Origin of the sequence: Pseudooceanicola aestuariicola (genome assembly GCF_045763785.1) — a bacterium.
Taxonomy (GTDB): Bacteria; Pseudomonadota; Alphaproteobacteria; order Rhodobacterales; family Rhodobacteraceae; genus Pseudooceanicola.
In genome coordinates, this window is record NZ_JBJGSF010000001.1 from 291497 (window position 1) to 312711 (window position 21215).

The 21215-nt window shown below is 60.0% G+C and carries 18 protein-coding genes and 1 tRNA gene; 10 read left to right on the forward strand and 9 right to left on the reverse strand.

The window, feature by feature from the left end:
- Positions 1 to 207: 207 nt before the first annotated feature.
- Positions 208 to 768, forward strand: coding sequence for an REP-associated tyrosine transposase (locus ACI3GR_RS01300; protein WP_407492019.1), 561 nt, complete (start codon positions 208 to 210; stop codon positions 766 to 768).
- Positions 769 to 979: 211 nt separating this feature from the next.
- On the opposite strand, the gene ettA is transcribed toward ACI3GR_RS01300, so the two are convergent.
- The gene (gene ettA / locus ACI3GR_RS01305; RefSeq protein ID WP_407492020.1) at positions 980 to 2635 is read right to left on the reverse strand and encodes an energy-dependent translational throttle protein EttA; all 1656 of its coding nucleotides are present in this window, start codon (positions 2633 to 2635) and stop codon (positions 980 to 982) included.
- A gap of 150 nt (positions 2636 to 2785) precedes the next feature.
- On the opposite strand from ettA, the gene ACI3GR_RS01310 reads away from it, so the two are divergent.
- The 3 genes from ACI3GR_RS01310 to dacB all read left to right on the forward strand — a co-directional run bounded on the left by ACI3GR_RS01310 (position 2786) and on the right by dacB (position 6200).
- Complete coding sequence (locus ACI3GR_RS01310) at positions 2786 to 3955, forward strand: AI-2E family transporter (protein ID WP_407492021.1); 1170 nt, start codon at positions 2786 to 2788, stop codon at positions 3953 to 3955.
- Between the two features lie 69 nt (positions 3956 to 4024).
- Positions 4025 to 4636, forward strand: a complete 612-nt coding sequence (locus ACI3GR_RS01315) for a nicotinate-nucleotide adenylyltransferase (RefSeq protein ID WP_407492022.1) — start codon at positions 4025 to 4027, stop codon at positions 4634 to 4636.
- A 70-nt stretch (positions 4637 to 4706) separates the two neighbouring features.
- Positions 4707 to 6200, forward strand: a complete 1494-nt coding sequence (gene dacB / locus ACI3GR_RS01320) for a D-alanyl-D-alanine carboxypeptidase/D-alanyl-D-alanine endopeptidase (protein ID WP_407492023.1) — start codon at positions 4707 to 4709, stop codon at positions 6198 to 6200.
- A 2-nt stretch (positions 6201 to 6202) separates the two neighbouring features.
- Here the strand turns inward: dacB and ACI3GR_RS01325 are convergent, their stop codons facing one another.
- Together ACI3GR_RS01325 and ACI3GR_RS01330 are read right to left on the reverse strand one after the other, a co-directional pair.
- Positions 6203 to 6349, reverse strand: coding sequence for a hypothetical protein (locus ACI3GR_RS01325; RefSeq protein WP_407492025.1), 147 nt, complete (start codon positions 6347 to 6349; stop codon positions 6203 to 6205).
- A gap of 129 nt (positions 6350 to 6478) precedes the next feature.
- Positions 6479 to 6904 (reverse strand): tellurite resistance TerB family protein, encoded by a 426-nt coding sequence (locus ACI3GR_RS01330; protein ID WP_407492026.1) that lies wholly within the window; start codon positions 6902 to 6904, stop codon positions 6479 to 6481.
- Between the two features lie 107 nt (positions 6905 to 7011).
- Here ACI3GR_RS01330 and ACI3GR_RS01335 point away from each other — a divergent pair, with 107 nt between their 5' ends.
- From ACI3GR_RS01335 to ACI3GR_RS01345, 3 genes are all read left to right on the forward strand, one after another.
- The gene (locus ACI3GR_RS01335; protein ID WP_407492028.1) at positions 7012 to 8586 is read left to right on the forward strand and encodes a lysine--tRNA ligase; all 1575 of its coding nucleotides are present in this window, start codon (positions 7012 to 7014) and stop codon (positions 8584 to 8586) included.
- A gap of 104 nt (positions 8587 to 8690) precedes the next feature.
- Positions 8691 to 9098 (forward strand): DUF4864 domain-containing protein, encoded by a 408-nt coding sequence (locus ACI3GR_RS01340; RefSeq protein ID WP_407492030.1) that lies wholly within the window; start codon positions 8691 to 8693, stop codon positions 9096 to 9098.
- A gap of 118 nt (positions 9099 to 9216) precedes the next feature.
- A complete protein-coding gene (locus ACI3GR_RS01345) occupies positions 9217 to 11508 on the forward strand; it encodes a glycosyl hydrolase family 28-related protein (protein ID WP_407492031.1) in 2292 nt (763 codons plus the stop codon).
- 7 nt (positions 11509 to 11515) lie between these two features.
- Here ACI3GR_RS01345 and ACI3GR_RS01350 read toward each other — a convergent pair whose 3' ends face one another.
- From ACI3GR_RS01350 to ACI3GR_RS01360, 3 genes are all read right to left on the reverse strand, one after another.
- Entirely contained in the window at positions 11516 to 11998 is a 483-nt protein-coding gene (locus ACI3GR_RS01350; RefSeq protein ID WP_407492032.1) for a HugZ family pyridoxamine 5'-phosphate oxidase, read from the reverse strand.
- Positions 11999 to 12035: 37 nt separating this feature from the next.
- Positions 12036 to 12746: a hypothetical protein gene (locus ACI3GR_RS01355; protein ID WP_407492034.1), complete on the reverse strand. Its 711-nt coding sequence runs from the start codon at positions 12744 to 12746 to the stop codon at positions 12036 to 12038.
- A 144-nt stretch (positions 12747 to 12890) separates the two neighbouring features.
- Positions 12891 to 13589: a response regulator transcription factor gene (locus ACI3GR_RS01360; protein WP_407492035.1), complete on the reverse strand. Its 699-nt coding sequence runs from the start codon at positions 13587 to 13589 to the stop codon at positions 12891 to 12893.
- 371 nt (positions 13590 to 13960) lie between these two features.
- Here ACI3GR_RS01360 and ACI3GR_RS01365 point away from each other — a divergent pair, with 371 nt between their 5' ends.
- On the forward strand, positions 13961 to 14245 hold the full coding sequence (locus ACI3GR_RS01365) for a hypothetical protein (RefSeq protein ID WP_407492037.1): 285 nt from the start codon (positions 13961 to 13963) through the stop codon (positions 14243 to 14245).
- Positions 14246 to 14511: 266 nt separating this feature from the next.
- Here ACI3GR_RS01365 and uvrB read toward each other — a convergent pair whose 3' ends face one another.
- Positions 14512 to 16704, reverse strand: coding sequence for an excinuclease ABC subunit UvrB (uvrB, locus tag ACI3GR_RS01370; RefSeq protein WP_407492039.1), 2193 nt, complete (start codon positions 16702 to 16704; stop codon positions 14512 to 14514).
- Positions 16705 to 17087: 383 nt separating this feature from the next.
- Here uvrB and ACI3GR_RS01375 point away from each other — a divergent pair, with 383 nt between their 5' ends.
- Both ACI3GR_RS01375 and ACI3GR_RS01380 read left to right on the forward strand, forming a co-directional pair.
- Complete coding sequence (locus ACI3GR_RS01375) at positions 17088 to 17399, forward strand: ETC complex I subunit (RefSeq protein WP_407492041.1); 312 nt, start codon at positions 17088 to 17090, stop codon at positions 17397 to 17399.
- A 170-nt stretch (positions 17400 to 17569) separates the two neighbouring features.
- Positions 17570 to 17646: transfer RNA gene (locus tag ACI3GR_RS01380), tRNA-Arg, on the forward strand.
- A gap of 691 nt (positions 17647 to 18337) precedes the next feature.
- On the opposite strand, the gene ACI3GR_RS01385 is transcribed toward ACI3GR_RS01380, so the two are convergent.
- Together ACI3GR_RS01385 and ACI3GR_RS01390 are read right to left on the reverse strand one after the other, a co-directional pair.
- The gene (locus ACI3GR_RS01385; protein ID WP_407492043.1) at positions 18338 to 19546 is read right to left on the reverse strand and encodes a hypothetical protein; all 1209 of its coding nucleotides are present in this window, start codon (positions 19544 to 19546) and stop codon (positions 18338 to 18340) included.
- A gap of 132 nt (positions 19547 to 19678) precedes the next feature.
- On the reverse strand, positions 19679 to 21148 hold the full coding sequence (locus ACI3GR_RS01390; protein ID WP_407492044.1) for a trypsin-like serine peptidase: 1470 nt from the start codon (positions 21146 to 21148) through the stop codon (positions 19679 to 19681).
- Between the last annotated feature and the right edge of the window lie 67 nt (positions 21149 to 21215).

Below are 21215 nucleotides of genomic sequence, written 5' to 3' on the forward strand. Positions count from 1 at the left end.
CAGAATGCTGCGGTTCGGCTGTCCTTAGTCTAGCGAGGACTGTTGCCGGTACGGGTAAACAGAAGGGTCGGTAGAGGTCGTAAAGCAGGTGAAGTATGGCAGATTTTCCGCTCGATTCAAAGGGGATTCGGGGCCGGCTCTGGTCACGAATTGGCGACAGAGGCGTGCCTTCACCCTTTGGTAACCATGTCTGGGGGAGGCTGGGTCATGCCCCACTATATTCGCCCCCGCCAGATGAATGTGCCGGTGTTTTTTACGGTCTGTTTGGCGGACCGCCAGTCTGACATGCTGACCCGGCAAGTTGATGCGCTGCGGTCTGCTGTTGTTGCGACACTGTTAGATAGGCCTGTGGATGTAGGTGCATGGGTCGTTTTGCCCGATCACATGCATTTTGTCTGGACGTTGCCGCCGGGCGACACGGCATATGCGCTGCGCATCGCAGCGATCAAAGCGCGGTTTTCCATGGCAATGCGTAGGGCGGGGTTTACCCCGCCAGCCCCGGTTGGACGTCTCAATGGCGGGGTGAACCCCGCCCTACGGCGGAAAGGAGAGGTCGGGTTATGGCAACCACGTTTCTGGGAACATCACATCCGCGATCAACGCGATTACGACGCCCATGTGCGATACTGTTGGATGAACCCGGTCAAACACGGATATGTGCCGCGCGCCGTTGATTGGCTGTATTCGTCGATCCACCGCGACATCCGACTTGGTCAGATCGAGCCGGAATGGTCCGGGCAAATTTCCGAGGGTGCATTCGGAGAGTAGGGCGGGGTTCACCCCGCCGATTCCCGGTTGAGCGATGGAGAGGCGGGGTAAACCCCGCCAATCGCCAATTACCGCGAAAACGTCTCATGCTTCAGACGCTTCGGCTCGATCCGTTCCGAAGACCTCGACCGGATGCCGCTCTCACGGTATGCAATCGCAAACCGTTGCCGCGCACGGCTGGAGCCCAAGCGCGGCGCAACGAAATCCTCCCTTAACGGGAGAATTTCTTATGCTTCAGGCGCTTCGGCTCCAGCGCATCCGGACCAAGCCGGCGCTTCTTGTCCTCTTCGTAGTCTTCGAAGTTGCCCTCGAACCACTCCACATGAGCATCGCCCTCAAAGGCAAGGATATGCGTACAAATCCGGTCAAGGAAGAAACGGTCGTGCGAAATGACCACCGCGCAGCCTGCGAATTCGGTCAGAGCGTCTTCCAAAGCCCGCAGCGTTTCCACGTCCAGATCGTTGGTCGGTTCGTCAAGCAGCAGGACGTTGCCGCCCTCTTTCAGCAGACGCGCCATGTGCACGCGGTTCCGTTCACCACCGGACAGCAGGTTCACCGTCTTCTGCTGATCGCCGCCCTTGAAGTTGAACGACGAACAATAGGCGCGTGAGTTCACCTGAGCATCGCCCAGCTGGATGATCTCGGCCCCGCCGGTGATCGCTTCCCAGACGGTTTCGCCATCCTTCAGATCGTCGCGCGACTGATCGACATAGGACAATTCAACCGTATCCCCGAACTCGATCGAGCCCGCGTCAGGCTGTTCCTGACCCGTCAGCATCTTGAACAGCGTCGATTTACCCGCGCCGTTCGGCCCGATCACGCCCACGATGCCACCCGGCGGCAAGGAGAAGGACAGATCCTCGATCAGCAGCTTGTCGCCCATGGCCTTTTTCAGACCTTCGACCTCGATCACCTTGTTGCCTAGGCGCTGGCCTGCCGGAATGACGATCTGCGCGCGGGTGATCTTTTCCCGCTCTGACTGGTTGGCCAGCTCGTTGTAGGCCTGAATACGCGCTTTGGATTTGGCCTGACGCGCCTTGGCACCCTGCCGCATCCATTCCAATTCGCGCTCCAGCGTCTTTTGCTTGGCCTTGTCGTCCTTGGCCTCACGCTCCAGCCGCTTGGCCTTCTGCTCCAGCCAGGACGAATAATTGCCCTCGTAGGGGATGCCGCGGCCACGGTCCAACTCAAGGATCCAGCCGGTGATGTCATCCAGGAAATACCGGTCGTGGGTCACGATCAGGATCGTGCCCTTGTAGTCGATCAGGTGCTGCTGCAGCCAGGCGATGGTTTCCGCGTCCAAGTGGTTGGTCGGTTCGTCCAGCAGCAGCATGTCCGGCGCTTCCAGCAGCAGCTTGCACAGGGCAACGCGGCGTTTCTCACCACCCGACAGGGTCGACACGTCCGCATCGTCCGGCGGGCAGCGCAGCGCCTCCATCGAGATGTCGATCTGCGCGTCCAGATCCCACAGGTTCTGGCTGTCGATCTCGTCCTGCAGCTTGGCCATCTCTTCCGCCGTTTCGTCGGAATAGTTCATCGCCAGTTCGTTATACTTATCCAGAATGGCCTTCTTCTCGGCCACGCCCAGCATCACGTTGCCACGCACATCCAACGATGGATCCAGCTCGGGCTCCTGCGGCAGGTAGCCGACTTTGGCGCCCTCGGCATGCCAGGCCTCGCCCTGAAAATCCTTGTCCCAGCCAGCCATAATTTTCAGCAGCGTGGATTTACCTGCGCCGTTCACGCCGACGACGCCGATTTTCACGCCGGGCAGGAAGTTCAGGTGGATGTTCTCAAAGCATTTCTTGCCGCCCGGATAGGTCTTGGAGACACCGGACATGTGATAGACGTATTGATAGGCGGCCATGGGATCGCTCCGTCAGTTAAAGGCAATTTGGCCTCCAATACAGAAAGGGCAGGGCAGGGGCAATTGCGATGCGGGTGTGTGATCCATGTAAATCGGCGGAACCCCATGGCCCGGGCCAGCGTTGGCGACAGGTATGACAGGGGACCCTTCGTGACCACGCCAAATTCTGCCGAGCCATCTTCGGAGACACCGCCCACCACGCCCCGGCCCGTGGCGCCCGAAGGCGATTCTGCGGTTCTGCGTCGGATCGAACATATTCTGGCCGGTCTTCTGGTGCTGTTCTTCCTGTGGTCCATTTCGCTGGCCAAGGTGGTGATCCTGCCCATCGTGCTGGGCTTTCTGATCGCGCTGACCCTGTCGCCTTTGGTGCGCTGGCTGGGCAAACGCGGGATCCCAGCCAGCCTGTCTGCCATCGTCATCGTCACGACCATCGGTCTTAGTTCGTCGCTGGGCGTCTATGCGTTGTCCGGCCCCGCGGGCCGACTGGTCGAATCCCTTCCCGAGGTCCGGGGCGAGGTCGAGCGTAAGTTGTCCACCGTCAGCCAAAAGTGGGCCAAGGTCCGCGAGGCCGAAGAACAAATGCAGGAAATGGCTGACGGCGAACAGGAGAACGAACCGGGCGTTCCGGATGTGACCCGCGTGCTGGTCGAAGAACCCAGCATGATCGAAACGGCTCTGGCCTCGCTCGCTGGCACTGGATCGACCCTGTTGATCGCGCTGGTGCTGTCGATGTTCCTTCTGGCCTCTGGCGACATGTTCCAGACCAAGCTGGTGCAAAGTTTTGCAAGGTTCGGCGACAAGAAACGCGCGCTGAAGATATCGCACGATATCGAACGCCAGATTTCGCGCTACCTAGGCGCGATCACGGTCATCAATGCCTGTCTCGGCGTGTCGATCGGCCTGACCCTGCATGCCTTGGGGATGCCCTATGCCTATGTCTGGGGCGCGGCGGCTTTCCTGTTGAATTACCTGCCATATCTGGGCGCTATGATCGGCGTGGTGGCCGTGGCGGCGGTATCGCTGATCACGTTCGAAACCTACGGCGCCATGCTTGCCCCGCCCATCGCCTACCTGATCCTGACCTCGCTTGAGGGGCAGATCGTGACGCCCCTGATGGTGGGCCGACACCTTAGCCTTAACGCGGCTGCCGTTTTCGTCGCGGTGATCTTCTGGGCATGGCTTTGGGGTGTGGCGGGCGCGCTGATGGCGGTGCCGTTTCTGGTCTTCGTCAAGGTCGTCTGCGACAGCCTGCCAAGGCTGAATTTCATCGGGGTCTTTCTGGGCGGCCGCGACCAGACCGAAGAGGACATCGCCGCCTGATGCGGGCCGAGCGCCGACGCATTCGCGTAACCTCTTGGGTGGCGGTCAGAAATCCTGTAGGTCATCGCCATGCGATACGCGCTTCCCAAGGCTTACCCCGGTCAGGTGATCGGACTGCTGGGCGGGTCTTTCGACCCTGCCCACGACGGTCATGCCCACATCACACGCGAGGCGCTGCGCCGTTTCGGGCTGACCCATGCGTGGTGGCTGGTCAGCCCCGGCAACCCGCTGAAATCGCGACAGCCCGCACCGATGGCCCAAAGGATTGCCCATGCCAGAAAGGTCATGGATCATCCCCGCGTCACCATCACGGATATCGAGGCGCACCTTGGCACCCGGTACACCGCGCAGACGTTGAAACGGCTGACAGACCTCTACCCTCAGACCCGGTTCGTCTGGCTGATGGGGGCCGACAATCTGGTGCAGTTCGATCAGTGGCAGGACTGGCACTGGATCATGGAAAACGTGCCCGTTGGCATCCTTGCGCGGCCGGGCGACCGAATCTCGGCCAGAACGTCCAAAGCCGCGCGGCTTTACGCCCGCTACCGCCTGTCGGCCCGCGCCTCGACCCTGTTGGGGCGGTCCATCGCGCCATGTTGGTGCTTTGTGAACGTGCCGATGGTTTCCACATCTTCAACAATGCTGCGCAATCGCGGCGATTGGGTGCAGACGCTCACCTGATTGGGAACAAACCCCTCTTGAGCGTGACGTTAACCCCTGATTAACCTAGCAATATGACATGGGGGATCACATGACACGGGCTGTCAGCAGACGATTGTTTCTGACGGGCGCGGCCGCGACGGCGCTGCTGGCCTCTCCGGCAATTGCCGTTCCGCCCGAGTCGTCCCTGCGTCCGCAAACGCGCCCCGGATCAGCGCAGCCGCTGGCCCAGACGGCTGATCAGATCATCGCAGACGCCAACCTAAGCGGTGAGGTCTCATTCTCGGTCTTCGATCTGACCACAGGCCGCCCGCTAGAGGCCAAAGGCCCCACCCAAGCCATGCCCCCCGCCAGCGTCGCCAAGGCGCTGACATCATTGTATGCGCTGGATATTCTGGGCGCCGATCACCACTTTGAAACCCGCGTTCTGGCGTCCGGAGAGATCACGAACGGCACCCTGAACGGCGATCTGGTTCTGGTCGGTGGCGGTGATCCGACACTGCAGACCGACGACATGGCTGAACTTGCCGCGCAGGTCAAAGCCACCGGGCTGACCAACGTGACGGGCCGCTTGCTGGTCTGGGGCGGGGCGCTGCCCTTCGCGCCGGTGATCGACACGCTGCAGCCAGATCACGTCGGCTATAACCCGGCGATCTCTGGCCTCGCGCTGAACTTCAACCGCGTACACTTCGAATGGAAACGATCGGGTGGGCAATGGGGCGTCACGATGGACGCGCGCTCTGAACGGTACCGGCCCGAGGTCGCGATGGCCCGGATGCGCGTCGTCAGCCGTGATGTGCCCGTCTACACCTATGCCGATGCGGGCGCGCGCGACGATTGGACGGTTGCATCAACCGCGCTGGGCAATGGCGGATCGCGCTGGCTGCCCGTCCGCAAGCCCGAGCTTTACGCAGGCGAGGTCTTTCAGACCATGCTGCGATCCCACGGCATCAAACTGCCCATGCCCGAGGTGACGAACATCCTGCCGCCCGGCAAGGTCATCAGCCGCCGCCAAAGCCAGCCGCTATCCGACATCCTGCGCGACATGCTGAAGTATTCCACCAATATCACGGCGGAAATGGTCGGCATGGCGGCCTCGGCCCGGAAACTGGGGCGGCCAGAGACTCTGGTCAATTCAGCCGCCGCCATGTCCGATTGGGCGCGCGACGTGCTGGACCTGAAGGCAACGCAGATGGTCGATCATTCGGGCCTTGGGGATGCGTCGCGCACCACCACGGGCGATCTGGTCCGCGCCATGTCCAGCCCACTGGGCCGCAACGCCCTGCGCCCGCTGCTGAAACCGATCCCGATGCGGGACGATGAATATCGCACGATCTCGGCGCATCCGCTGACCGTGGTGGCCAAGACCGGCACGCTGAACTTTGTGTCTACGCTTTCGGGCTATGCAAGCATGGAAGACGGCACCGATCTGGCCTTTGCCATCCTGACCGCCGACATGCCGCGCCGCGACGCCCTGACCGAGGCTGAACGCGAACGTCCCGATGGTGGCCGCGCGTGGAATCGTCGGTCAAAGATGCTGCAACAGGCGCTGCTGCAACGCTGGGGCCTTTTGCACGCCAGTTAAAGCTAGTAGCGAACCGTCACAGGCTGGGCCACCGGGGCGGTCAGGCGCACAGTGCGATCCCCCGCTTCGGACCCGGAGCCGAGCGATCCGATGATCGGCATGGCGCACAACAGCAAAACACCAACGGCAAGAACGAAATAGCGGGTCATGGGGCAAATCCAGATACATGCGGAACACATGTAATTTGACCCAAGCCAGCCGATCCGGTCAATTCACGCGAATGAGAGCACCTGTTTTGCGCCAATTTCCGCCGCTGCACCTGCGCGGCGGGCAGGGGGTCACACGGTCATGTGCCGCGCACGCGCGCCCCGCTCGATAGCGCCTGCGTGCAACCGGTCGATGTTCAGCTCATCCCGGATTTCTTCCAACAGACGCAATTCGCCCACCCGGATGCTGCCATCCGCCGCGGCTACGTCACAACACAGCGCATAGGCGGTTTCGTTAAGCTTTTCCGGCATATTGTCCTGAACCAGCCCGAAAAGCGCGTCCAGCCCGTCTTCTTCGGCGAACAGGTCATAGACCATTTTCGACATCAACGTGATCCGGTCGATGTCGTAGGTGCCAAAGATCGGCAGCGTGTTCACTTGGCTTTCGATCTTGATCAATTCGGACGTGCGGACCGTCTGGTCTGACACGGAAACCGCGATCATCAGCATCACAAGGCAATCTTGCGGCGAAAGGGCCTGATCTGACGTGTCGTTCATGGGACGCTCCAAAATGGTGTTGCAGTGCAGAATATTGACCCTTTCAGGCCCGCGCAATAGAGAGAGCCGACCGCCGGACCCCTTCGGCGACAATGATGGAGACCATAATGAGCGATCTGCGCGACGCGGGCATGACGTCCAAGGCCTGGCCCTTTGAAGAGGCGCGCCAGCTGCTCAAACGGTATGAAAAGGCGCCGCCCGAAAAGGGCTATGTGCTGTTTGAAACCGGCTATGGCCCCTCGGGCCTGCCGCACATCGGCACCTTTGGCGAAGTGCTGCGCACCACCATGATCCGCCGTGCCTTCGAGGTGATCAGCGATATCCCGACCCGTCTGATCTGCTTTTCCGACGATATGGACGGTATGCGCAAAGTGCCGGGCAACGTGCCCAATCAGGACCGCTTGAAAGAAGACCTGCAGCGCCCGCTGACCAGCGTCTACGACCCGTTTGAAACGCACGAAAGCTTTGGCCACCACAACAACGCCATGCTGCGCCGTTTTCTTGATACCTTCGGCTTCGACTACGAATTCTATTCGGCGACCGAATTCTACAAGTCCGGTGATTTCGACGCGATCCTCAAGCGCGCGGTCGAAAAATACGACGATATCATGAAGGTCATGCTGAAATCGCTGCGCGATGAGCGCGCCCAGACCTATTCGATCTTCCTGCCGATCCACCCGGAAACCGGCCGCGTCCTCTATGTCCCGATGAAGTCGGTAAACAAAGACGATTACACCATCACCTTCGACGACCCCGATGGGCGCGAATGGACCCTTCCGGTGACGGGCGGGCAGGTGAAACTGCAGTGGAAGCCCGATTTCGGCGCCCGTTGGGCCGCGCTGGACGTGGATTTCGAAATGTATGGCAAGGACCATTCGACCAACACGCCGATCTATGACCGGATCTGCGAAATTCTTGGCGGCAAAAAGCCCGAACACTTCACCTATGAACTGTTCCTCGACGACAAGGGCCAGAAGATCTCGAAATCTTCGGGCAACGGCATTTCGATCGACGAATGGCTGACCTACGCCAGCACGGAATCGCTGTCGTATTTCATGTTCCAGAAACCCAAGACGGCAAAGCGTCTGTATTTCGACGTCATCCCCCGCGCGATGGACGAATACCACCAGCAGCTTCGCGCCTATCCGACCCAGACGGTCGAACAGCAGGCCGCGAACCCGGTGTTCCACATCCACAACGGCGATGTGCCGGCGTCTGATATGGTTGTGCCCTTCTCGATGCTGCTGAACCTCGCGTCCGTGGCGGGCGCCGAGGAGAAAGAGCAGCTTTGGGGCTTTATCCGCCGCTATGCGCCTGACGCCTCGGCCGAGGCGAATCCGCAGCTGGACGCTGCCGCAGGCTATGCGGTGCGCTATTACAATGACTTCGTGAAGCCCGAGAAGACCTACCGCGCCCCCACGGAGGCCGAGCGTGAGGCGCTGGAAGCCCTGCGCGACGCGCTGAAATCCTATGACGGCCCGGTCGACGGCGACGCGCTGCAACAGGTGGTGTTCGACGTGGGCCGTGACCGGTTCGACCCGATGCGCGACTGGTTCAAGGCGCTGTACGAGGTGCTGCTGGGCGCGTCCCAAGGTCCGCGCTTTGGCGGGTTCATCGCGCTTTATGGCGTGGATGAAACCGTGGCTCTGATCGAAAAAGGGCTGGCGGGAGAGTTGGGCTGAACACGGGACGGCCCCAAGGGGCCGTTGCCTGCGGCGCGAGTATTTTTGGAAAGATGAAACCAAACAGGCGGAGGTGGCGTACCTTTTAAGAAAGGAGACGCCCCATGCGCCTGTTCCTCGCCCCCATTGCGGCCCTTTGCCTGACCCTGAGCGCCGCGCCGACATTTGCTCAGACCAACGCTCCGTCGGATGTGATCACAAACCAGTTTGACGCCTTTCGTGACGGTGACCTGCCGCGCGCCTTTTCCTACGCCAGCCCCATGCTGCAGCGTTATTTCCGCACCCCGCAGAACTTTGGCTTTATGGTCCAGCACGGCTATTCCATGGTCATCGATCCCGACCAGATGCGTATGCTGGACGCCCGAGAAGAGGGCGAACGCGTCATCCAGCGGGTCGAGGTGATCGACCGCAAAGGTGTGGTGCACCTGCTGGACTACGAGATGGTTGAGACCGAAGACGGCTGGAAAATCAATGGCGTAGAGTTCGTCAAAGCCCCGCCGATGGCGGTCTGAGCCGCCCCCACCGCGCGGTGGCCCAAGGTTTAGTTAACCAACTGGCAATATCTCTTTTCCCCTGAAACCCGCACGGGTGGCCATGCCCCGGACCGGGGCCAAGGATAAGGGGAAGAAGATGAACAAGGCGATCACTGACGGCATCCTGTTTATGCCGACCATGTTTGAAGACGGGCTGGATGTCTGGTCCAAGGGCAACGGCACCCCCGGGTCCGATACTTACGACGCCGATCCCAACGCCGCCTATGTTCCGGCGGATCAGGATTTTGGCGGATGTCTGGAAATTCTGAAAACTTCGACAACTCAGAAATTGCGGTATATGGGGCGCACGCCAATCCTGCCCGGCTGCTATCTGCGCATCCGGATCAGGATCAAATGCGTCGCCGGGGCGCTGCCGTCCTTCCGCATCGCGGGCTGGGCAGCCAAGGGCAACGACAGCCATGTCAGCGGCTTGACCGAAGAGGCGACGCAGATTGATCTGACCTCTTACGGTGAGGTGGTGGAGCTCTCGGCAATCGTCGGGTCGGGCAACCGTAACGGCGTGGATATGATCTGGGGACAGGAACCGGACTACGGGTATTTTGGGCTGGACCTGTTGGGCCCCAATGGCGGCACGGTGCGCATCGACGACGTAGTGATTGAAGATGTCACCAGCGTGTTTTTGCGAGACATGATGTCGTGGGTGGATGTGCGCGACTATGGGGCCAAGGGCGATGGCGTGTCCGACGACACTGCCGCGTTCGAGGCCGCAGATGACGCTGCCAACGGGCGTATGGTCATGGTCCCCGCCGGGACCTATCGACTGGCCAATTCGGTCGCCATGGAAAGCCGCGTGACGTTTGAAGGCGCGGTGACGATGCCGACGGACAAGGTTCTAGCATTGCGCAAGAATTTCGATCTGCCCACCTATATCGACGCCTTCGGAAACGAAGAGCTAGCGTTCAAGAAAGCGTTCCAAGCGTTGCTGAACAACACCGACCACGAAAGCCTTGATATGGGCGGTCGTCGTATCGGTGTGACCGCGCCGATCGACATGCAGGCCGCCGTGCCGGACAAGGGCAGCTATGCCACCCGTCGTTTGATCCGCAACGGCCAGTTCGAATGTATTGCCGGCCCCGCCTGGGATACGGTGACGGTCAGTTCCCAAGCGACCTATGCGGCCTCTAACGCGCTGAAGCTGACGAATGTCACCAACATCGCCAACATCCCCGTCGGCAGCCTGATCGAAGCCAGCGGTGTGGGGCGCGAAGTCTATGTGCGGGATGTCAATATCGGCGCTCAGGAAATCACCCTGTCCAAGCCGCTGTATGACGCGGAGGGCACGCAGAGTTATACGTTTCACAGATTTCAGTATCTTCTGGAATTCTCTGGTTTCTCAAAACTCGATAAGTTCGAACTGTCGGACATCGAATTCCAATGCTGGGGCGATTGCTCGGCCATCATGCTGGCTCCGTCTGGGTCCATTTTCCGGCTTCGGGATTGCTTTATCACCCGTCCCAAGGATCGGGGCATCACCTCGCACGGCTCTGGCTGTCAGGGCATGATGATCGACCGTTGCCAGTTTCTGTCAGACGAAAGCTCCAAGCTCGGGCAGGATCGCGTGTCCATCGGGTTCAATTCCAACGCAAACGACCTGAAAATCCGCGACAACCGCGCCATGCACCTTCGCCACTTTGCGGTCATTGGCGGGGCGAACACGATTTTCACTGGGAACCACTTTTTTCAGGGCGATAGTGCATCCAACGCGATCCGCACAGCCGGGATTGTGATCACAGAGATGTCGTGCCGCATGACCTTTGTCGGAAACTACGTCGACAACTGTCATATCGAATGGGCCAACGAACACGACCAATACCCTGATTTCGCGTCGGAACTTAGCTTTTCCGCGATGAACATCACCGACAATGTGTTCCTTGCCAGCCACGTGGCCCCTTGGTTCACCTTCATCACGGTGCGCCCCCATGGCGCTGGCCATTTCATCAACGGCATGTCGGTCACCGGTAATCTGTTCCGGACAGTTGCCGGGGCAATCGACCGGGTCGAGGGGATCGACACGTCTTTCGCCGGGATGGACATGGGCCGCATGAAGAACATCACCTTCGCGGACAACGCCTATAATCTGGTGAATGTAGGGACCTCCAACCCTCTGGTGGTCGAGCACACTGAAAATTCGCCGTCGCTGGTCTGGACCGTCGATTGCGCCCCGAAACTGCCCTTTGGTGGCTGGGCGCAGACGGTTGAGTCGGTGATCCCGAAGAACGCCATCGTCACCGGCGCGAACGTCAAACAATTCTACATGCCCTATGTCACCACGGAACAGGGGTCGAACCGGGATCAGATCGACCTGCGCTGGCAAAGCGATGTGAAGGGGACGGTGGTGATGCGGGTGCGGATGGACAATCCGATCTAGGCTGTGATCACAGGCCCAGATCGGCGGGCGTCAGGCGAAAGGCTTTGCCGAACCCGCCGTTCAGAAACGCGGCCTGAACGTCGAACCGGACCAGATAAAAGTCGCCAAAATCGATGTAGAGTTTCGATTTCGGGCGTTGCGCGGCGTAATGGTCGCGCAGCGCCGGAAACTCGGGCGCATCCCGCGGGATGGCCTTGGCCTGCGCCTGAACGGTAAGCCGGGGATGCGTCAGCGGATCCCCCTTTGACCCCGGATCACCGACCAGCAGGGAACACCGCCCATCTTGCGCCATCGCGGTCGAATGGGCCGAGAGCGACGACACAAGGCTGATCGGGCATCCATCCGGGGCCAGCGCCAAGGCGATCCGGCTAAGACTGGGCGCGCCGCTTTCAGGGTCCAACACGGCCAAGGCCGCGTGTTCGGCCCCTGCCAACAGGTCGCGCGCCATCTGCCGGGCGTCGTCGTCAGTGGGGCGGATCGGTGTGCTCATGCCCGCAGGGTAGCGCAGGCGGAATTGGCCCCCAAGCCTAGAATTCGGCGGTAATCCCCAGCTTCACCCGCCTTGTGCCGCCCTGTTGCACCCCCTGAGAGATACCGAGATCAATCGCAAGCCCTTCGCGGACGGGGATCGAGGCATTTAGGCCCAGGCGGACTTCGGGGGGGAACCAAGTGATCGTCGTCACCGGCGGTGGGCCGAAGAACGGGCCGGGTGGGATCACGACGGTCACCGGGGCGGGATCGTGTAGGAAATGCCGCGATGAGAGCTGTCCGTAGAATTTGATCCCGCGTGCGGTGGTGACGCCTACGGTCACTTCGGTTGTGCCGACGATCACCTTCCGGGTCGCCAAGGCCTGAAACTCCGTTGCCAGCCATGCCGCGCGCCCCGCGATTTGGAAGCTGCGGCCCACCGACAGGCCAGCCATCGCCGCCGGATCATTTTCGTGCAGGCCAGCGCCGAGAGACCATGCCAGTTTAACCCGCCGCCCGGGCCAGATATCGCGAGAGATCGCGGCCAGCAGATTGACCTTGCCGTCAAAGCTGGTCCCCTGTCGCAGGATAAGGGTGGTGCGGTCGGTTACACCCCACTCGTGATACAGGCTTTGCCACGGCTGCCCCGCATCCACATCCTGAGAGAGCGCGAAGGACAGGTAATGTTGTCCGTCCCCACGGGGCCATGGTCCGGCCACAGCGGCCCCTATGGTCAGGATCCATATCCAGAACGCCAGAATGATACGCATGACAGGCCCCCTTGTCGTCCTGCTCAGGATGCGCTGTCGTGGTTAACAAGGTCCTAATAAACAAACGCCCACCGGGAGAGAGACCGGTGGGCGCATGCGGAGGGGGCAGGGCGCACCCCGCCAGAAAACGATCAGAGAAAGCGATCAGGCGGCGGCGGGCAGGACCTCGGCCGGGCGGGTGTTCAGGCGATAGCCTTGAGCAAAAGAGGTCATGATCACGTCGTCCGTTGCCCCTGCGGCGGCCAGCTTGGCCCGGATGCGGCAGATATAGACATCGATGATCTTGGCGTCGGGTTCGTCCTGCCAAGCGTATAGCTGCAGCATGATCTCTTCACGGGTGATCAGCTTGCCGTTGCGCAGGCACATCGTTTCGATCAGCTCGTATTCCAGCCGGGTCAGGTGGATGGGCATGTCGTTCAGATGCACGCTCTGCCGGTCCAGATCGACGCTTAGATCGCCGACCTTAACCACGGGGCTGCCAAAGCCAGAGGCGCGGCGGACATAGGCGCGTAGGCGGGCCTCGATCTCTTCCATTGTCATGGCGTTGTCAAAGATATCGTCCGCACCGCAGGTCATGGCGCGCAGACGGTCGGCCTTATCCATATCGCGGGTGTGGATGCACAAAGGCATCTGCGCATGGGCCGCGCGCAACTGGCGCAGCAGGTCGGGCAGGGTGCCCGAGGGCAGATCAGGATCAATCACCACCGCGTCCTGTTGACCGTTGCGGGCGAATTCCAGCAGCTCGGCCACGTCTCCGGCCTCGGTCACGAAAAATCCTGCGTCGCGCAGTTTCTTGGCCAGAATTGCCATGGCCCATGTGGTGTCGGTCAAAAGGATACGCATCGGTCGGCGCCTTTCACAAAGGACAGCGGGGCGATGCGCCCGGGTGCGGGGCAAGACCGGCCCACACCGTCAGGTTCGAATGTTCAGGAAGGGGCGACCGTTCTGCCGCCGATAGAAGTTGTATACCAATGCTCTTTGGCGCTGTGACCTGTCCGAAAGGATAAATCCGCCTGCTTTTGAAGGGCTTGGTTAACGTGCGTTGGGTCCGGGCCACGTCCTAGCAGCGCTCTCCTGCAATGCCGCACCTGCGAATAAATCTGGTTTAGTTTGGAACCTCACAGCCGTGTGAGCGTTGGTTCTGCAATCGGGCTGGACAGGCCCACTGGAAACGGGCGCTGACCTAAGCGCTTGTGATCGAAAGGAGTTTTGAGATGAAAACCGGAGCCGCAATTGGACTTGGAGTTGTAGCCGTCGCCGCGATCGCCTTTGGCGTCTACATGGTTGATCTGGACGTAACCGAAGAGGGCGCGCTGCCCGACGTCGACGTATCGGTCGAAGGTGGTAACCTTCCCGAGGTTGACGCAGAATTCGGCGAAGTCGTCGTTGGCACCACCGAAGAAACCGTCGAAGTGCCGGACGTCGACGTTGAAGTCGACACCCGCGAGGCCGAAGTTCAGGTCCCGACGATCGGTGTGAACCCGCCGGAAGACAATTGATCTAAGCTAAGATCACCGCGCTGTTTGGCGCGCTGGCCCCCTTCGCGACAGCGGAGGGGGTTTTTGTTTGTGGTGGGTCAGGGGGAGGCGGGGCGAACCCCGCCCTACGGTGGTGGGTTGGAAACCCACCCTACTGGGGCGGAACTCAGATTTGACAGGTCCGCGCGATATAGGGGCAGAGCCTGTCTGCCGGACAGGCGCTGGCCCGGCGGCGCTATGCGCCTTGTTCCGGGCAGGATCAGTGCATTGATATTTGAGTTTTCCTCCTACCGCTTCTTCCGCCTTTGCACATTCCCCCCACGCTGCCCCGGCCGCCCAGCCGTTGACCGACCCTTCGACCCAACCGCCGCTTCGGCCGCCTTCTCAACCGCGAACTGCCGCGCCATCGGATCGTCCGAGACCGCCAGATCGACCGCCTCCAGCCGCTTGACCTCGTCTCGCAGGCGCGCGGCCTCTTCGAATTCGAGGTTCTCGGCCGCCTTGCGCATCTGGTCGCGCAACCCGTCCAGATGGGCCTGCAGGTTCGCGCCGTGCATCGGTTTCTCGACCTGAGCCGTCACGCGGTTCATGTCCACGTCGCCTTTGTAGAGGCCCGCCAGAATATCCTCGACGTTCTTCTTGACCGTCGCAGGCGTGATCCCGTGTTCCTCGTTATAAGCGATCTGCTTTTCGCGGCGGCGTTCGGTTTCGCCAAGCGCCCGCTCCATCGAGCCGGTGATGCGGTCGGCGTACATGATGACCCGGCCTTCGGCGTTCCGCGCGGCGCGGCCGATGGTCTGGATCAACGACGTCTCGGACCGCAAGAAGCCTTCTTTGTCGGCATCCAGAATGGCGACCAGCCCACACTCGGGGATGTCCAAACCTTCACGCAACAGGTTGATCCCGATCAGCACGTCGAACGCCCCGAGCCGCAGATCGCGAAGGATTTCAATGCGTTCGATCGTGTCGATGTCCGAGTGCATGTAGCGGACCTTGATCCCCTGTTCATGCAGGTATTCAGTCAGATCCTCGGCCATCCGCTTGGTCAACGTCGTCACCAGCGTGCGGTAGCCATCGGCGCTGACCTTGCGGATTTCGTCCAGCAGATCGTCCACCTGCATCTTCACGGGCCGGATTTCGACCTGCGGGTCCAGCAGGCCGGTGGGGCGGATGACCTGTTCGGTAAAGACACCGCCCGTCTGCTCAAGCTCCCAGTTGCCCGGCGTGGCCGAGACATAGATCGACTGCGGGCGCATGGCGTCCCATTCCTCGAACTTCAGGGGGCGGTTATCCATGCACGACGGCAGGCGGAACCCGTGTTCGGCCAGCGTGAATTTGCGCCGATAGTCGCCCCGGTACATGCCGCCGATCTGCGGGATGGACACGTGGGATTCGTCTGCGAAAACAATGGCGTTGTCAGGGATGAATTCGAACAGGGTAGGGGGCGGTTCGCCCGGCGCGCGGCCCGTCAGATAGCGTGAATAGTTCTCGATCCCGTTGCAGACGCCGGTGGCTTCCAGCATCTCCAGATCAAAGTTGGTGCGCTGTTCCAGCCGCTGCGCCTCCAGCAGCTTGCCTTCGGCCTGCAACTGGCCCAGCCGCTCTTTCAATTCCTTTTTGATGTTGATGACCGCCTGCTGCATCGTCGGCTTGGGCGTGACGTAGTGGCTGTTGGCGTAGATGCGGATTTGGTCGAACGTGTCGGTCTTGGTCCCGGTCAGCGGATCGAATTCCGTAATGCTCTCAAGCTCTTCGCCAAAGAACGACAGCCGCCAGGCGCGGTCCTCAAGGTGCGCGGGGAAGACTTCCAATGAATCGCCCCGCACCCGGAACGACCCCCGCTGAAACGCTGCATCATTGCGCCGATACTGCTGCGCCACCAGATCCGCGATCACCTGCCGCTGGTCATATTGCCCACCCGCCTTCAGGTCCTGCGTCATGGCCCCATAGGTCTCGACCGAGCCGATACCGTAGATGCACGACACCGAGGCCACAATGACCACATCGTCCCTCTCCAGCAGCGCCCGGGTGGCCGAGTGGCGCATCCGGTCGATCTGTTCGTTGATCTGCGATTCTTTCTCGATGTAGGTGTCGCTGCGCGGCACATAGGCTTCGGGCTGGTAATAATCGTAGTAGGACACGAAGTATTCGACCGCGTTGTCCGGGAAGAAACCTTTGAATTCGCCATAAAGCTGCGCGGCCAAAGTCTTGTTGGGTGCAAGGATGATCGCCGGGCGCTGCGTTTCTTCGATGATCTTCGCCATGGTAAAGGTCTTACCCGTGCCGGTCGCGCCCAGAAGCACCTGATCCCGCTCGCCCTCCATGATGCCGCCAGACAGTTCCGCAATTGCCGTCGGCTGGTCGCCCGCCGGGTTGAATTCGGTGTTCATGACCAGCCGATGCCCACCCTCAAGCTTGGGGCGCGCGCGGACCTGGTCCAGCGTTTCGGGCATGGCAGTAGACGTCATGGGCGTATTCATAAGCGATTCTCCGGCAGTGGGGTTAATTTGACCTCTCCGGCCCGCCATTCAACCCCGCCCCCTGACAGCCCGTGTCAGGAGCCTGCGCCGCCCCAACGGAAAGCCCGGATTTGCAGCACTGCGCACAGCGCCCGCAAACCCCTTAACAGGCTGAGTGTGCTCACCTTTTATTGATCAGCCGGTCAAATCATCATGCTTGCCGGTAAAGCTAAGTCGTGAAAGCATCTTATCGGCGCTGCAAGAAATGGTCGCCGTGCCCGCACCGACCTTACCCTTCGCCCTCGCGGGCGGGGCTTGACCAGACCTTGCAGCGTCGGCCAATCCCCCTTGCCTGAGTTTCACCGATATTACATAAGGCTTTCAGATCAGACCGGAGATCCCGCATGCCCGCACGTATCTATCGCCCCGCCCGTAACGCCATGTCCTCTGGAATGGCCAAGACGAAACAATGGGTTCTGGAATACGTCAGCGACACCGCGCGCGAAGTTGATCCGCTGATGGGCTGGACGTCGAACGAAGACACCCAGGCCCAGGTGCGCCTGCGCTTCCCGACCAAAGAGGCCGCCTTGGAATATGCCAAGGACAACGGCATCGATGCCACGGTCACCGAACCGCACCGCCGCAAGGCCAACGTCCGCAAGGGCGGCTATGGCGACAATTTCGCCACCAACCGCCGTCAGGTCTGGACGCACTAAAGCGCAAGCGCCTGTCCGCCGCGCCCTTATCTTCTTTGGTCAGATAAATATTCCCAGGCTACGCGAACCCCTTCGGGCTTCTGCTACGGGGTCCGGGGGCAAAGCCCACGCCGTTACCTGAACGCCGACTCTTGCCAATCGCGCCGCGATATTCCAAACCCCTGATCAGCGGTCCCTTAGCTCAACTGGATAGAGCAGCTGACTTCTAATCAGCAGGTTGAGGGTTCGAGTCCTTCAGGGATCGCCATTTTTATCTTATTAAATTCAGAGTCTTGATTGGGATAGGCTTTGTTGCCGAAGGCGGATTTTTTGGCGAGATCAGTCCCTGGGAGACAGTGGGGAGACTTTTTCAGCCCGGCTGGACCAGCACTCAGGGCTGAATTTCGGTTCTTCGGAAATGAACGCGCAGAGAGACTATTACGCAACGCGCTGAGGCGCAGTGGTGGTATATGCGACCGTTTGTTTGTGAGGGTATCCAATTTGAAATCTTGCCAGGGCGCTCGGGTGCCCCCCCCCGCCCTAAATCTTGAGAGCTTTCGAGTTCCATACCGGCTGAAGCTCTGCGTACATTGCCCTGCATTTCAAAAATAGAGTTACGGTACTTCGGCGTGACTCTTCGGTCTAATTGGAGCTATCGGCTTGCTAAAGTTTCGGCCCAAAGCCGCCGGTCGCCCTCGACAATTGCTGCTCTGCCGCATTTCCGGAAGCTGCCATTCGTCGTGCTCCGCAGCAAAGACCTGGCCGGGATGGTAGCGATGTGGGACAAAGCTATCATTCGCTACGGCGGTGACCAGTGTTCGCTGCGGGAGGAAAGCCGAATAGCAGCCTTCGGGGTACCAATAGTGGAAAGCCGACTTTCGGCGGTCCTCACGCTCGGCTTTACTCCCGCGAGTGCCTTCCATCTCGCTGGCTGGCATTTGCAGTCTTGCGGTCTCTGTTCAGTAGTCCATGTTTGCGTGGGTGGTCCACATTTGGCCCCATCGCTCTATCCACTGTTCGACGGCGTCTGCGCCCTTAGCCATTACTCCAGCATATTCAGAGAGTGTTTCGGCATCGAATGACGGATCAACGCCCGCATCGACGAACCGGTGTGGAAACGCTAACGGCCCCGTCGACAGCATGTCGTGGACCGAATCGAAAACCGAGCAGCATTCGTCAAAGTTATCGACCTTAATCGGGACGAAGGAGAAACGAGGACTGTTAGCAAAGTTCGAAAAATTCGCTGGAACGGCTCCGATACCTGGAAGGTGGAAGAACAGCGATCCCCCGTCGTTCTCGACGCCGCCATGGCTGAAAGGATTTCGCAACCGCTCCTTGATCCGCCTGAGCTTGCCTAATGTGACACCGGCCTGATGATTGTCGGTGAGCGGGAGGACCGTCTTGAGCTTTTCATCCCATGATTTTTTCAGGAAGTCTTCAAGTCCTCCTGGGTTGAGTTGAAGACCTCTAAATGCCAAGAGCAGAATTAGTCTGTGCTCCAGCGCGCTGAAAAAGGCATCGATCATCGCAGTGGTCAGATAGTATCCTTCGGTTTGTGCTGCATGCTGGTGGTTGAGCATAGCCGCAATCATGCCGACAGGAAATTCTGGCTCGCCTTTCTTCTTTTTTCCTTTTGGTTTGGGAATCTTGGCCGGCTTGTCGGCCTTGGCGAATGCCTTGTGGGCCTTGTCACGAAAGTAGCGGTAACGGCTTTCGAACTCACCGAAGCGGTTGACTATCAGGACGTTGCCCGAGCGGGTCTGTTCGATAGCGAACGGCGCCAAAAGGTCTTCGATCTGCCGCATGGCCGCGCCCACCTGTCCAACGATGCGATCATATGGAAGCTTGGAATCTTTCGCACGAAGGATGGTGAAGCCGAACTTCCTCAGTTCAAACCCCACTGGTTCGCCCAACACACTGCCATAGACGGTCCAACGCACCTTTTCGCCGCCTCCACTCCACCGCCAGCCCAGGATGTTGCGAAAAGCGAAGAGCACCAGCTCCGGCACCGGAAACAGTTCTGCAGCTGGTCGTGACGACTCCATATCCCAAGGATTCAGGTCAGCAGGGAAATCAGAGGAGAAACCTACAAGAGCCTTGTTGAGACGCTTACGGATCTTCGTTAGCGCCTCGTCCGCTGCCGCGTCTTTTTCAATTTTCTTGGGCATGGGGCTCTCGCATCTTCTATCTCAATCAGCTCCTCCGCCTGCAAGATCGTGCACTGTTCGATCTGGCGATCAACAGCAAGCTTCTGGGCCGCGACCTGTTACTGTTGATCGTCCGGTTCTAGCAGGGCATTCTCACGGACCGTCCACCTCGGCTGCGACGCCCGGTTGCCGCATCTTCCCTCTTCGCCTCGGCTTTAATGCGCTGAGCGTGATCGCGGCGTCGGAAAAAACTTCAGCGCCCCGGCGGAAGATGGCCGAACCACGGAAGTAGCGGCGTTGATACGCTTCCATCCGGACGATGCCGTGCTCTCGGCGCGCATTGTAGAAATGCTCATCGAGACCTTCCGTGTTGTCGCGTACGAACGCCTCGTCAATCTCCACCGTCCAGATCAGTGTGCCCACATCAAAATAATAGTCTAGGCGAAAGCTGTCCTCGTCGATCTCCTCGGTTGCGGTGACCGTGAGATCCTCCACGCCGTCGCAGTCCTCAACGGAGAAGCCTTCAATGGCATCCAGATATTTTTGCGGAATGCAATCGTCCTGGAGAAACTCGCGCGCCTTATCTACGCTGACCTGGCCCAGCACGTGGATCGCGCTTTCGAGTGCCGCATCTTCGAGATCTGCTCCCCAGCTGTCGAGAAAAGCTTCGAGCTGGTTCTCGTCCAGTGCGCGCGGCTTGGCCGCTTCGACTACCGAAGGCGAGACAGACTCAGCAAATAGCTCGCCTTCTGCCTCGGAGAGCTTAAGCGTTACGTCTCCGAAAGGATCGCGCTCGACATGTCCCTTTAACTTCGCGAACCCGAGCGCTTGGGCGCCGAGCAGGCTGACAGTTTTGTTCTCCATTAATTTCGGAGTAGCGCCCGAGACTCGGAAACGAAGCGCTTCCCAGATCAATGTGATGTGTGAAGGCCCGCCCTCTAGCGATGACGATACTATACCGACAAGACGACCGTCGGCGTTGACGACTGGACCGCCGCTCATCCCGCCGATCGTGTCCATATCGACTTCGAAACAGGGCGAGGCCATGCGCTCGCCCCTGCCATGAGGGAAAGCGGCTGTCACCAAGCCGGAAGAGACGAATGGCGTGACCAGTGCCGAACGGCCGTCCATGCCTTGGTGTCGAAATCCCATTGCCCAAAGCCGGTCGCCGACCAGTGGCAACGCGACCTCCATCGGCGCGAGCATCAAAGGATCGTCGGCATGCGCCTCCGAATTTAGCGTGCAACTCACCAGCGTGATGTCGGACTTGATCGTTTGCCATTCATAGAACTGGCTGGGCCGAGCTACCGTCACTTGATCTCTTCGAAACCAGGCTCGGCTACCATTCGGCAGGAAGGTCAGGAATACGGGGCCCGGATCATCGCTAGGGAATTCGTCCAAGACGTGCGTCGCGGTCAGCAAGAGGCCTGGTCCGACCATCACGCCACTGCCTAGGATCGTCGCGCCGCCGCCTTCTTCGAGCCGGGCAACTGCGACCAAGGAATCGCCGGCCTCGTACAGCGATCCCATCGGTCCCAAGCCGTCCTCGTCCGAATATTTGGCGGTCTGCCAGGACAGAACTAGATTGCCGAGCGCTGGATTATCCTTGGTGATTTTGGTCAAATGATAATCCTGCATTTCCGTAGAAGGATACTATAGGAGCACCGCGGTTCAGGCCAGTGTCGTCGAA

Bases quoted from the DNA above. Each gene is read 5' to 3' on its own strand.
- ACI3GR_RS01355 (WP_407492034.1), bottom strand. From the start codon at position 12,746: ATGCGTATCATTCTGGCGTTCTGGATATGGATCCTGACCATAGGGGCC.
- ACI3GR_RS01315 (WP_407492022.1), top strand. From the start codon at position 4,025: ATGCGATACGCGCTTCCCAAGGCTTACCCCGGTCAGGTGATCGGACTG.
- ACI3GR_RS01330 (WP_407492026.1), bottom strand. From the start codon at position 6,904: ATGAACGACACGTCAGATCAGGCCCTTTCGCCGCAAGATTGCCTTGTG.
- ettA (WP_407492020.1), bottom strand. From the start codon at position 2,635: ATGGCCGCCTATCAATACGTCTATCACATGTCCGGTGTCTCCAAGACC.
- ACI3GR_RS01335 (WP_407492028.1), top strand. From the start codon at position 7,012: ATGAGCGATCTGCGCGACGCGGGCATGACGTCCAAGGCCTGGCCCTTT.
- ACI3GR_RS01375 (WP_407492041.1), top strand. From the start codon at position 17,088: ATGCCCGCACGTATCTATCGCCCCGCCCGTAACGCCATGTCCTCTGGA.
- ACI3GR_RS01340 (WP_407492030.1), top strand. From the start codon at position 8,691: ATGCGCCTGTTCCTCGCCCCCATTGCGGCCCTTTGCCTGACCCTGAGC.
- ACI3GR_RS01300 (WP_407492019.1), top strand. From the start codon at position 208: ATGCCCCACTATATTCGCCCCCGCCAGATGAATGTGCCGGTGTTTTTT.
- uvrB (WP_407492039.1), bottom strand. From the start codon at position 16,704: ATGAATACGCCCATGACGTCTACTGCCATGCCCGAAACGCTGGACCAG.
- ACI3GR_RS01360 (WP_407492035.1), bottom strand. From the start codon at position 13,589: ATGCGTATCCTTTTGACCGACACCACATGGGCCATGGCAATTCTGGCC.
- ACI3GR_RS01350 (WP_407492032.1), bottom strand. From the start codon at position 11,998: ATGAGCACACCGATCCGCCCCACTGACGACGACGCCCGGCAGATGGCG.
- dacB (WP_407492023.1), top strand. From the start codon at position 4,707: ATGACACGGGCTGTCAGCAGACGATTGTTTCTGACGGGCGCGGCCGCG.
- ACI3GR_RS01365 (WP_407492037.1), top strand. From the start codon at position 13,961: ATGAAAACCGGAGCCGCAATTGGACTTGGAGTTGTAGCCGTCGCCGCG.
- ACI3GR_RS01325 (WP_407492025.1), bottom strand. From the start codon at position 6,349: ATGACCCGCTATTTCGTTCTTGCCGTTGGTGTTTTGCTGTTGTGCGCC.
- ACI3GR_RS01345 (WP_407492031.1), top strand. From the start codon at position 9,217: ATGAACAAGGCGATCACTGACGGCATCCTGTTTATGCCGACCATGTTT.
- ACI3GR_RS01385 (WP_407492043.1), bottom strand. From the start codon at position 19,546: ATGCCCAAGAAAATTGAAAAAGACGCGGCAGCGGACGAGGCGCTAACG.